This window comes from Haliscomenobacter sp. (assembly GCF_041740695.1).
Lineage (GTDB): Bacteria > Bacteroidota > Bacteroidia > Chitinophagales > Saprospiraceae > Haliscomenobacter.
In genome coordinates this window covers 32681-44746 of sequence record NZ_JBGSLK010000001.1, presented here as the reverse complement: position 1 = coordinate 44746, position 12066 = coordinate 32681, and the positions used below count along the sequence as shown (strand labels likewise).

Below are 12066 nucleotides of genomic sequence, written 5' to 3'. Positions count from 1 at the left end.
CGCCCCTCTGTAGGCGCCCTACGGAATTTCCCAAGGGCGCCCGGGGTATAGGGGCATAAGGGCGCCCACACAGGGGCGCCCTTACGCGAACCACAAAGGTCTAAAACCGATTGATCAACGTAGATAAAGCCGGAACAAGAGTACCTGTTCCACCCTGATTGCCGCGCACCACCAGCGTGACACAACGACCAACCTGAAAATCAATATCACCCGTAGTCAACAATGCAGTACTTGAGCCAGCAGCGCGGATCGAAATCCTTTGTCTTACCACGCCGTTCGTAGTCGAAATGGGAAACGAAGCCCAGGAGGAAGCAGCCCCCTCGGCCACATTAGACCCCAGTGCAGCAGCACCAGCAACGCCAAAATCAACCGCAGGGCCACCATTTAGCAGGTGTATAATGCGGAGATAGCTCAAATTGCTGGAGCGAGCAGGCAGCTCATCATTGTACACACTGAACTTAGGCGCTGCTGCAGTGCCGTACACCGCAAAGGTGTAGTTTTTCCCGTTTTCCAAGGTAGCATCCGTACTGACTACCGTCGTTTTGGTAGTAGCAGGTTTGGCCAGCGGATTGTCAGGAACTTCAACCTCTAATTTCCCGGCTCCTCCAGGTACTGCGGAGTACTCGTTGTTTAAGGCTGGGAAAAAATTGCTGTAGGTGACCGGCAGGAAAGCCCCAGTGGCTACCGTGACTCGACCACCATTGAGGCGTTTGCCTTGCCACAAAAAGTCAACGGCAGGCCCTCCGGGGATGCCATGGTAAAACTTGACCCGAGCTTCAGCAGAGACAGGAGTAGCATTTTGAAGAAAATCGAATTCCTCCTCCTCACAGCTCCACAGGCCAATGGCTAAAAAAGCCAGAATGAACAGAAATTTATGGTTTTTCATAAGCTATTTTCTTGATGGATGAAATAAGGAATAGGGGATTAGGGCAATGCAAACCACATTTCTTTGGTGTGGTAATCGGGTTGATCTGCTCCAATCGTCTTCAAAGATTCCGCATTCCAAACGTACTCTGAGTTGAATCGGGGACGAGCGCGTTGTATCAATTTTCCTCCATTGTCAGAAGAAAGAACAGTAGGTAGTGCAAAGCCTTTCCAAATATCCTTATTGTAGGCATAGCGACGCATATCCACCCAGGTTTCGGCAGCCCCAATTCCCCAGAGGGCAATGTATTTCTGAATCATCACATCAGAAATGGTCAGTGCCGAAGCATCTTTTACCACCGCTGCGCTGGCAATGTACTTGTCGCGATTCGCGGCAGTAACCCCTACAAAATCCATATGTGCTTTGATGCCATTGGTATAGGCGGTAAGGGCCATCGCTGGGTCGTTGGCACGGATGGCAGCTTCCGCCTTGATGAACTGCATTTCGGCATAGGTCATGATCGGGAAAGTTGCATTATCCCGGAAAATGAATTTGCTGCCCTTGTCTGCAGTTGATCTGACTATGGTACCAAACAGAGTTGGCAACTTGGTTGGACTGCTTGCTGCTGCCGAGTTAGTAGGGTCTCCAGCACCTGGATTAATCCCACGGTACTTGCCATCCAAAGAAGGAGTCAGCAAGATGGGAAGCCGGGGATCACGCGCAGGCAAGAGTACACTGTCCAACAAGTTTACAATGTAAGTTGAAGGCCGGTAAACGGTCAGGTTGTTGCGCAAGGGCCCGTAAAAATTGCTGTCATCGGTATTGTTGCCTGCATGTGGAACGAGGAAGTTGTCACTATTGCTGGCCAGCGCTTTGTCTACATATTCGATGACTTTGCGAGGATCGTAAGTGCTTTTGTTGCTGGTGTGGTTGGCATTGCGCGCCAATACTCCATAAACAAACTTCGTCCACTTCGTCGCATCACCGGCGTATACCAAGTCACCTCTCGCCAAGATTGCGGTCGTACTGGCTTCGCCTTGGCGATTTAGCAATTCAAGTGCTTCGGTGCTCAAGCGCCTTACTTCTTCATAAATCTGATCTTGTGAATCGAAATCAAAGATAAAACGACCCGGCTCCCAGGCTTGTTTGAAGATCATGTCCCCATGGTGATCCGTTGAGGTTTGCCAACTCCAAGCACGGATGGCGCGGGCTACTCCCGCATAATTCCATTGTTCTTTTGCTTCGGCATCGGTAATGATCAAATCAACATTAAGCCCAATTGCGTAGTAATGAGAGCGCCATTTTTCGGCGTTAGCATCCGAAGAAGGGCTGCCGTGTGCCTCATAAGTAGATCCCGCTGTAACGTTGTGCCAGTACTGCACAAACTGCCCTACAAAGCGGGAATCAAACTGCTCTCCACGCGCCATATCCGACAACATAGGTGGCAAAAGTACGGGTGCAGAAGCGGTTTGAGGTTTGCTGATGTCGGTATTGACATCCAAAAATTCATCGCAGCTGCTGGCTAATAATGCAAGCAGCCCAATGAAAAAGATTCGACTAAATTTATGTTGCATGTTGGTATGCTTTAATGTTTAACAATAGGGCTTACAATCCTAAGCGAACACCCAGGGTGACACCCCGTGGGTTAGCCAAAGTACCATAATCAAATCCTACTGATCCAGCACCAGGTGAAGCAGCACTATTGCCATTTACCGCAGGGTCGGCACCGGTATAGTTGGTGATGATGAACAGATCGTTGCCCGTAACAAATACCGAGGCAGAACGTACAAATTTACCGCCGCCTACGATGCCAGTGGGGAATCGGTAGCTCAAGCTCAGTTCGCGCATCCGTACCCAATTGATGTCCTTTTCGATATAATCAGCATCAGATAAAGCACCAAAGAATCCGGTTTGGTATTGAGGCACAATCGCCAGCGTATTGGGCGTTGGATTGTCCGTATTTTGACGGCCATCACGCAAAACCCCCTTAAATACGTAAGGTTGAGTACGGTCGATCAAACGAGTAGAGTAGCCATTGCTGTACAGAAAAGCAGCATTGCCGTTGAATACGTCGCCACCTCTACGAATGTCGAAAAGGAAGCTCAAGCTGAAATCTTTGAAGCTAAAGTTGTTGTAAATACCCATGGTGAAATCTGGATTCCGATCACCTGCTACGGTGAATACGTTGGTATTCAGTTCGGGCAAACCATTACCCGGGTTGATCAAGATGTCGCCATTGTCGTTGCGGAGGTAATCTACTGCACCAAATGTAGTCAACGGACCACCTTTGAACAAACTGTTTCTTACGTTGCCAAACAACCAGGAGTCAGCTACATAATACTCAGGAAGATCAAGTGGCAAACGATCTGCACGGCTATCTAAACGGGTAAAGTTGAAGTTAACCGACCAGGTTATGTTTTGCGTTTTTACCGGAGTGATGCCCAAAGAGGCTTCGTAGCCCCAGTTGCTCAGGGTACCACTGTTGATGTAGCTCAAAACAAAACCTGTACCGTAGCTAGTACGGGGTGGTGAAATCTGGTCGTAAGAAGTACGGAAGAAGTGTGCAAAATCGAGGGTTACCCGATCTTTGAAGAACCGTGCTTCAAAACCAACTTCCCGGGCTACCACATATTCTGGTTTCAAGCCGGGGTTGCCACCAAAGAAACCGTAAGAGTATCCACCACCAGTTGTCAAACGTGGCTCCAGAATAGAACCAATTCGGTGTGGTGGAGCGTCTTTGGCCACCTCAGCGTAAGAGGCGCGCAATTTCAGGTAAGTCAGGACATTGTTTTCTGGAATCAATTTGGACGCCAAAAAGCTCAAACCCATGGAAGGGAAAAAATAAGAGCGGTTTTCTGGAGGCAAAGTAGAAGTCCAGTCATTTCTACCCGTAGCAGTGAGGTAAACCAACTCATCGTAATTGATTTCTGCCTGCGCAAAAACGCCAATAAGGTGTTTGCGGACGATCGAATTTTTAGCACGATGGGTGGTCTGGTCGGTGTTGTTGATGCTGTAAAAATCAGGGTCAAAAAACTTCTGACCGCGTATAGAATTTACGTCGCTGCGGTTGGAAACAATTTGAGTGCCAATCAATAATGAAGCGCCCAACTTGCCCACCTTTTTGTTAGCCCGAGCCGTAAAGTTGGCATTGTCCAATCGGTTGATCGCGATATAAGACTCAATCTGGCCATTGGCAGTGAGACCAGCATTGGATTCAGGATGTTCAACCGTAACCCCCGATTGAGTATAGCGGTCGGTACCCAATGTAGCCCGCATACTCAACCATTTTACTGGCTCGATGATCAGGTTGATGCTTCCTTGAAAACGGTTGGTTTGATCTTGGTTGAGGTTGCGGTCGGCATTGAACAGCGGATTATCCAATTCTGTGGCACTGGACAACAAACGGCGACGGGTTCCCGCTGCGGTTTCGTATTGTCTGATGTCGTCGTTGGCTGGCCAGGAAAGCAGGTTAAGCAGTACCCCATTCGCTCCGCGGAACACTTTATCGTTAACTGAATTGATGTAGGCAAAGTTGGTCTCGGCACGTACTTTAGGTGAAAGTTGTACACTTCCCACCAGGCGTGAGGAGAAATTTTGCAGGCTATTTCCGGGAATCACTCCTTTGTAGTCCTGGAAAGAGTTAGACCAGCGATAGGTCACGTCTTTGCTGCCTCCTTCAAAAACCATGTTGTGGCGCTGAGAAAAACCTTGACGAAAGAAATTGTCGCGGTTGTTGTACAATTGAACTTCCGATCCATAGGCTGGGCCAAAAGTCCGACGGGTATTCAGGTCAGTAATCCCATTATTACCTTGTCCAAAAACAGACTGTGTTTCTGGAATCCGGTAAACTTGTTCTACCCGAAAGGCATTGTCGTAACTCAGCTTTCCGCGACCAACCTGGCCCTTTTTGGTGGTAATCACAATGGCACCGTTCCCCGCATTTGCGCCGTAAATGGCCGCTGCTTCGGGGCCTTTGAGCACAGTGATGCTTTCAATATCGTTGGAATTGATGTCGGCGGCCCGGTTGGTGTAGTCATTGTCCCGGTTGGGGCGATCGCTGACCAAAGCGCCCTGGTTGAAAGTAGAATTGTCTACCAATACGCCATCCACAACAATCAGTGGCTGGTTGGAGCCAAACAACGAGGACGTTCCCCGCAGGTTGATCAAGCTCGATGAACCAGCCATCCCCGAAGTATTGCCCACGCTAGCGCCAGGAATTCTGGCTGCCAGAGAGTTGAACCAGTTGTCGCGTTGGGATTCAACAATCTCCTTTCCGGAAACCGTAGTTGTAGAATAGCCTAATGCGTCCTTTTTGGTTTTGAGCCCCATCCCGGTTACCACAAACTCATCCAAAACTTTGCTGTCGGCTTCCATCGTTACGGTGATAGCGGTACGATTTTTGACCACAACAATTTGCTTGAGGTAACCCAAAAAATTGAACTCGAGCACCGCATCAGCAGGTACATCCAGGCTGAACTCTCCTTCAATACCTGTGACAGTACCTTTCTCTGTTCCTTGAATCAGGATACTCACGCCCGGCAGGGCAGTGCCATCGGCATCGAGTACTTTTCCATTCACCCGTTGCTGGGCGAAAGCAGTGGCTCCAAAGCCGAGAATCAATAAAAAAACACCCAGCATCTTGCGCAGCAAGACAGGTGTACTAGTGAGGTAATACTTGAGCATACTACTACTGTTTTAAATGATAGACATGTATTTAAGTCGTGCTGGCGAGCAGGTATGAAGCCACTCACCTGGCGGCTAAGATGCAGGTAAAAAACTTAGGGATTGAATGCAGTAAGTCTGTGAGTTTTGTCTATCTATTTGCCAGCACAATGAGGAGTGAAAAGACTGCACGGGGATAAAGATATAAGGTTTCGGTATATTATTGTGCAATGAGCGACATTATTTTCACAAAGAAAACACCAAGGCAGCACAAAGAACACAAAGCTATGACGTTGACTAGACTTTTTGCCCAAAATGAGGGTTGATTGAGATCAAAACTCAAATGCATCCCTTTGTCAACATCTAACTTTGTGTCCTTTGAGTCCTCTTTTTTTTCCTTTGTGCTAATTTTTTTCGCTTGGGTTTTGTGTCTTCGTGCCTTTGTGGCAATGCAAAAACACCTCACTCACTCCGCAGTGCATCCAGCGGATTGCTCAAGGCACTGCGCAGAGCATGAAAACCAATAGTCAGAATGGAAATCAAAACCACGGCTACTCCCGCCAACACAAACACATCCCAACGAATCTGGTAGCGGTACGCAAAATCCTTTAGCCATTCCTGCATCAAGTACCAGGCCAGGGGTGCCGCGATCACCAGAGCGATTAAGACTAGTTTGAGGAAATTTTGCAGGAGCATACCCAAAATACTGCCCACCGATGCCCCCAATACCTTGCGAATCCCAATTTCCTTGCTGCGTTGCTCGGCCAGGTAGGTAGAAAGGGCAAACAAACCCAGGCAGGCTACTATGATGGCCAGCATGGCAAAATTGCTACAGATGCGCCCTATCCGTTTTACATCACTGTACATTTGGGCAAAACTATCGTCGAGGAAGGTGTAACGAATGGGTTGGCTGGGGGCGATGCTTTTCCAGGTAGCGCTAATGTCTTGCACCGCTTTTTGCAGGTTGTCACTGTGTAGTTTTACCGCCACCATGTTCGGGCTATTGCCCAATACCAGGCACATTCCCTCGATGTTTTCACGCATGGATTCAAAATGAAAATCTTCCACTATACCGATGATGTTGAAAGTTTGCCTACCATTGGTGATGCGCTCGCCTAAAGGTTGGGCAAAATTGAGCTTTTTGGCCAGAGATTGGTTGATGATTACCCCTTGGGAATCGCTGCGCATGGCCTCAATAAAGGCCCTGCCTTGGATCATTTTCATCCCCAAGGTGTGGATGTAGTCGTAGTCCACTTGCCAAAATTGGGTGCCGAAGGAATTGCCATCTTGTTCTTTTTTGACATCCCAAACCGTATTGCCATTTCTTTTGGCCCCCTTGATGGGCAAATAATCACTGATGGTCACTGCATCCACCGCGGGCAATTGCTGCAATTGTTTTTTCAAGGTTTGGGTTTTATCCCCCAGGGTTTGGGTGCCTTGTAGCAGCATGACCTGATCCTTTTCAAAACCCAGTTTTTTGTTCAGGATGTAATTCATTTGGCGGGTTACGACGAGGGTGCCGATAATCAGCACGATGGAAGTGGTAAACTGAAACACCACCAGGGCACTCCGCAAGCTGCTGTTTTTGCTACCCTTACTCAGATTACCCTTGAGCACATTGATGGGTTTGAAAGAAGAAAGATAAAAAGCCGGGTAGACGCCCGCCAGTAAACCCACCAAAATGGTGGAGACGGCAATACTGGGCAAAAACCACCAACTGAGCCAGGGAAGCTGCAGGGATTTGCCAGAAAGCTGGTTGAAGTAGGGGAGGAGCAACCAAGCTAAAATCAAACCCAGCAGAAAGGAAAAGGCACTGAACAATAAGGACTCGCTCAAAAACTGCGCAATCAGATATTCCCGCGTAGAACCCACCGTTTTGCGTAAGCCCACCTCTTTGGCCCGATTGGCTGAACGGGCAGTGGACAAGTTGATAAAATTGATGCCTGCAATCAGCAAAATAAACCCCGCAATGGCCCCAAATAGCCAAACAAAACGGATGTCGCCATGACTCATGCCATCGTGGATATCGGCGGAATGCAAGTGGATGTCAGGGACAGCTTGCAGGTAGATTCTTCCGGTGCGTTTCACCCGGTCTACCTCAGCTTTGGAAAGATTGATGCCCAGGTATTTGTCAACAATGACGGGCATTAACTTTTGCTCCAGTTTGACAATGTCTGTCCCGGGCCGGAGTAGGACGTAGGTGTGGTAATTGCTGGCGTTCCAATTGTTCCCCTCACCAGGGTAAAACTCCACACCCTTCATGGTGATCAAAAAATCGAATTGGAGGTGGGAGTTAGGGGGGAAATCGGCGATAACTCCACCAATTTTGACAGGCTCATCGGTATTGTTGTTGGCAATGATGGTTTTGCCCACGGGGTTTTCATTGGGGAAGTATTTGTCGGCTTTACGTTTGGTGATGACGATAGTATTGGGTTCGTCCAAAGCGTGTTTGGGGTCGCCGTAAACCATCGGGATTTGCAGGATGTCCAGTAATTCCTGATCGGCAAAAGTGAACCCTTCTTCGTAAGTGTTTTGAGTGGCCTCGGCGCGGCGAATGGGATTGCCTCCTCCGGTAAAAAGGCTATTCGGATTGATGCGCGCCACTTTTTCAAACTCCGGGAATTCATCCTTCAGGGCCTTGGCAAAAGGGGCAGGAAAATCTACTCCCTTCCCCGCAAACTCTCCGTCGGTCATCTCGGCCACCACGCGGTAAATGCGCCCTGTTTCGGGGTAATGGCGGTCGTAATTGAGTTCATCCAGGATGAACAAGGCGATCAATAAACAGGCAGCGATCCCAATGGCAAAGCCGCCGATTTTGATGCTCGAATACATTTTGTGCTTGGCCATGTTGCGCCAGGCGATTTTGAAATTGCTTTTGTACATGTCGGGTGAAAATTGAAGGGTGATTTTGCGAATGGTCGATAGTCGGAAAGAACGCAAGACATCCCACACAAAGGCGCGGCGGGCCGTTTTTGGCCCTTTTTCCGCACAGCGTACATCAAATAATTCATAAGCGTCGCCCTGGATTTCCTCCAGCAACTCGGGCCGACAATACCACTCCAAAAAGCGGTCGGCCCAACGCGGTGGCCGTGGTGGCTTGGCTGTGCTCATGCCATGTTGGTTTTGGGCACAAAACCTGGGATTTGATCCCAGAGTTTCAGGTAGGTATCGCGCGATTGTTCCAGCGCGGCCCGCCCGGCTTGGGTGATGTCGAAAAGGCGTTTGCGGCGGCCCCCGCGTTGGGTTGTGGCTTCACTCCATTCCGAACGGAGGTAGCCTTTTTCTTCCAGGCGGCGCAAGGCGGCGTGCACGGCACTGATGTTGACCGAGCGCCCAGTTTGTTGTTCAATTTCTTCCATTACGGATACGCCGTAGGCATTGCCGTGGAGTACGGCTACGAGTAGTAAAACGAGTTCTTCAAATTCGCCGAGGTGGATGCGGTGCATGGTGATTTGTTTTGCAAAAGTAAAAGTAATGGATATGTTTCAGATTTGCAAATGAAATAAAGTGAGTGATGATCGATAAATGATGAGTGATGATGTAGGGGCACCCCTCGCGGGTGCCCAAAACCTAGAAATAAATGAGGAGTGATGAATAGAAAGTTCTTTTTGAAAGTCACCAGATATGAAGTAAATTGGTAATCAGCGAGCAAAGCTGATTAAGAAACACCGACAAGCGGCAGAGCCGCCAAAACGTCGATAGCATTTAGGCCAAGCAAGGCTTTTAAGGTGCGGCGCACCGGAACAAAATGCAATAGTTGCGGTACTACGTACCTTAAAATCTATCTTCGTTCCTTGAGCTATCGACGTTTTGGCGGCGCTGCCGCTGGTCGTCATGCCTAAAGTTACCCAGTTGCTTGATAATCAAAACGCCTAAAGTCTATTGATTTAATGCATTTAACCCCTCCCTCAGCACCTCCAGCACCCAATCCACCTCCTCCTTCGTCACCACCAGCGCTGGCTTCAAATTCAAAATATTCCCCTGAATCAACTTGAACGAAATCCCCCGCTCCATACAGAATCCCATCAATTGATTGGCTTCTTCAATCGCCCGTGTTTTGGACTTGCGATCTTTGACCAAATCCACTGCCAGATTGAGGCCGAGGCCACTCACATTGCCGATGATTGGAAACGCCGCCTGCAGCTCCATCAAACCAGCCTTGAAGTATGCCCCTAGCTCATGCGCATGAGCTACCAACTCTTTTTGCTCCACTTCTTCAATTACCGCCTTGGCTACCGCTGCACACAGAGGATTTTTCTCATGGGTATAATGCCCAATGGACTTGTGTTCCAGTACATTCAGCCCTTCGCGGCCAATAATGCCTGCATACGGGATGATTCCGCCACCAAATCCTTTTCCTACGACAACAATATCCGGCGTTACAAAATGTTCACTGGCGAACATTTTGCCCGTACGACCAAAGGCGGTGTAGATTTCATCAAAAATGAGCAGGATATTTTGTGCTTTGCACAGCGCCTGCACCTGTTCCCAATAGTAGCGGGTGGGTACGGTAGAATTGTAAAAAATAGGCTCGCTGATCAGGGCCGCAATATCGGGATTGAACTCAACTTGGGTGCGCAACTGCCGCAGGTATTCGTCGTCGATTTGCTGTTGATCGGTCCAACCCCAGGGATTGCGGTAATAATCCGGTAATTCAAGGTGAATGGCCCCGGGAATCACTGGCCCTAAACCTTCCCTAAAATGCGCATCGGCGCCAAGCGAAACTGCCTGAAATCCCGCGCCGTGAAAAGTGCCATAATAGGAGAGGGTCTTCCACTTGCCTGTATACAATTTGGCCAGCATCACCGCCATTTCAATGGCTTCGGAACCGCCGGGGCAAAAAAGGACGCGGGTAAGTCCCTCCGGGGCAACGCTCACCAGTTTTTCCGCCAATTCCACGGCTGGCTCATTCGTAAATCGCCGAGGAGCAAAGGTTAGGTTTTTCGCAATTTGCTGCTGAATGGCCTGGATTACCCTGGGATTTTGATACCCTACCGTATGCACGCCATTGCCGTGCAGGTCGAGGTATTTTTTGCCTGAACCATCATAGATGTATGCCCCTTCGGCACGGGTGATGGTGTTGAAAACCGGGGTGGAAAGGGTTTGGTGAAAAAAGACTTGGGCATCCCGTTCGAGCAAGGCTTGGGTGGTGTCGTTGTTTTTGATGACGAGGGAGCGGATGTTCTCGCCTTGGTTGACTGGTGCTGGCATGAATGAGTGGATTTTTAGCCAGGAAGGTAGGGTTTGTCTAACTTTTTCTCATAAAACACACTCAACCCCGTAATCGGATAATCCCCAAAATGCTCAACCACCGTATACCCCAACTTCCGATACAGTTGTTGCGCAGCCGTATGATACACCCCGGTCTCCAAATACAACTGCGTCATACCCTGCTCCTGGGCATAAGCTTCCAGCTTAGAAAGAATATTTTCCGCAATGCCCATTCCGCGATGGCTTTCTTCCACGTACATGCGTTTGATTTCGGCGTAGTCGCCCATGATTTTTACGGCACCGATGCCGACCAATTGCGGGCCGGAGTAAGCACCGAGCATGTGGGCACCACTTTTGAGTAGGACTTCGATGGAGTCGAGGTGGCAGTTTTCCCGGCCATACAGTTCGATTTGGAAGGCGTCCAGTTTGGCGATGAGGGTTTGTACTTGCTCATCGGCAGGAGAGACGGTGGTGATGGTGATAGGTGTCATGTTAAAGGTTTAGGGAGGTTTAGGAAGGTTGAGAAGGTTTAGGTCTGTTTCAGCCAAGCCGCTGCGGTAGCCTAAACCTTCTAAACCATCTCAACCTACCTAAACCTTTTTGTCATTTATTTTTTACTTGCCCGCTCATACTCGTCGTATCCTTCCGCCTCTAGTTTGCGGTACTTTACAGCGACTTCTTCCTCCAGCTCCTGCTTGTATTTCACTACTTTATCCAGCACAATGGAATGATGCGCTCCAATGATCTGCGCCGCCAGAATGCCTGCATTTTTAGCCGCGTTTAGCGCCACGGTTGCGACAGGCACCCCATTGGGCATTTGTAGGATAGATAAAACCGAATCCCAGCCATCGATTGAATTGGAAGATTTGATGGGCACCCCAATCACGGGCAGGGGCGATAGCGAAGCCACCATCCCCGGCAAATGCGCTGCACCACCTGCGCCAGCTATGATGACCTTCAAGCCGCGCTCGTGCGCGTTTTTGGCGTAATGAAACAAACGTTCGGGGGTGCGGTGCGCCGAAACGATAGTCACTTCACAAGGGATGTCGAAGTATTTGAGGATATCGGCGGCTTGCCGCATGATCGGTAGGTCTGAATCCGATCCCATGATGATGCCAACCATATTTTTGTTGAATTGTTTGAGTTACAGAGTTAAACGTTAAAATTGGAAATAGTGGTTCCAATACTCTTGCACGAAAGTATATTTTTTACCTAATTTTGCGCAAGTTTTCGAATTTAGACCATTACTTTTCAACCACAAATGCGTCTAAGAGTTTGTTTTGACTTCTGGTTCGCAAGCGAAAATGAGCTAAAATAAACTCTAACCC

General features: G+C 49.0%; 8 protein-coding genes. All 8 read right to left on the bottom strand.

Annotated features, from left to right (window positions below):
- Nucleotides 1-100: 100 nt before the first annotated feature.
- On the bottom strand, nt 101-886 hold the full coding sequence (locus ACEW9O_RS00205; protein WP_373548091.1) for a DUF4397 domain-containing protein: 786 nt from the start codon (nt 884-886) through the stop codon (nt 101-103).
- 38 nt (nt 887-924) lie between these two features.
- Nucleotides 925-2439, bottom strand: coding sequence for a SusD/RagB family nutrient-binding outer membrane lipoprotein (locus tag ACEW9O_RS00200; RefSeq protein ID WP_373548090.1), 1515 nt, complete (start codon nt 2437-2439; stop codon nt 925-927).
- A 31-nt stretch (nt 2440-2470) separates the two neighbouring features.
- Complete coding sequence (locus ACEW9O_RS00195; RefSeq protein WP_373548089.1) at nt 2471-5548, bottom strand: SusC/RagA family TonB-linked outer membrane protein; 3078 nt, start codon at nt 5546-5548, stop codon at nt 2471-2473.
- Between the two features lie 441 nt (nt 5549-5989).
- Complete coding sequence (locus tag ACEW9O_RS00190) at nt 5990-8638, bottom strand: ABC transporter permease (RefSeq protein WP_373548088.1); 2649 nt, start codon at nt 8636-8638, stop codon at nt 5990-5992.
- Nucleotides 8635-8973: a PadR family transcriptional regulator gene (locus tag ACEW9O_RS00185; protein WP_373548087.1), complete on the bottom strand. Its 339-nt coding sequence runs from the start codon at nt 8971-8973 to the stop codon at nt 8635-8637. Before ACEW9O_RS00185 ends, ACEW9O_RS00190 begins: the two co-directional genes overlap by 4 nt.
- A 433-nt stretch (nt 8974-9406) precedes the next feature.
- Nucleotides 9407-10738 carry an aspartate aminotransferase family protein gene (locus ACEW9O_RS00180; RefSeq protein WP_373548086.1) on the bottom strand — a complete coding sequence of 444 codons (1332 nt, stop codon included), beginning with the start codon at nt 10736-10738 and terminating at the stop codon, nt 9407-9409.
- A 14-nt stretch (nt 10739-10752) separates the two neighbouring features.
- Nucleotides 10753-11229 (bottom strand): GNAT family N-acetyltransferase, encoded by a 477-nt coding sequence (locus ACEW9O_RS00175; RefSeq protein WP_373548085.1) that lies wholly within the window; start codon nt 11227-11229, stop codon nt 10753-10755.
- A gap of 116 nt (nt 11230-11345) precedes the next feature.
- Nucleotides 11346-11861 (bottom strand): 5-(carboxyamino)imidazole ribonucleotide mutase, encoded by a 516-nt coding sequence (gene purE, locus ACEW9O_RS00170; protein WP_373548084.1) that lies wholly within the window; start codon nt 11859-11861, stop codon nt 11346-11348.
- Between the last annotated feature and the right edge of the window lie 205 nt (nt 11862-12066).

Coding starts and splice junctions, on each gene's coding strand:
- ACEW9O_RS00205 (WP_373548091.1), bottom strand. CDS start 886: ATGAAAAACCATAAATTTCTGTTCATTCTGGCTTTTTTAGCCATTGGC.
- purE (WP_373548084.1), bottom strand. CDS start 11,861: ATGGTTGGCATCATCATGGGATCGGATTCAGACCTACCGATCATGCGG.
- ACEW9O_RS00195 (WP_373548089.1), bottom strand. CDS start 5,548: ATGCTCAAGTATTACCTCACTAGTACACCTGTCTTGCTGCGCAAGATG.
- ACEW9O_RS00185 (WP_373548087.1), bottom strand. CDS start 8,973: ATGCACCGCATCCACCTCGGCGAATTTGAAGAACTCGTTTTACTACTC.
- ACEW9O_RS00200 (WP_373548090.1), bottom strand. CDS start 2,439: ATGCAACATAAATTTAGTCGAATCTTTTTCATTGGGCTGCTTGCATTA.
- ACEW9O_RS00180 (WP_373548086.1), bottom strand. CDS start 10,738: ATGCCAGCACCAGTCAACCAAGGCGAGAACATCCGCTCCCTCGTCATC.
- ACEW9O_RS00190 (WP_373548088.1), bottom strand. CDS start 8,638: ATGAGCACAGCCAAGCCACCACGGCCACCGCGTTGGGCCGACCGCTTT.
- ACEW9O_RS00175 (WP_373548085.1), bottom strand. CDS start 11,229: ATGACACCTATCACCATCACCACCGTCTCTCCTGCCGATGAGCAAGTA.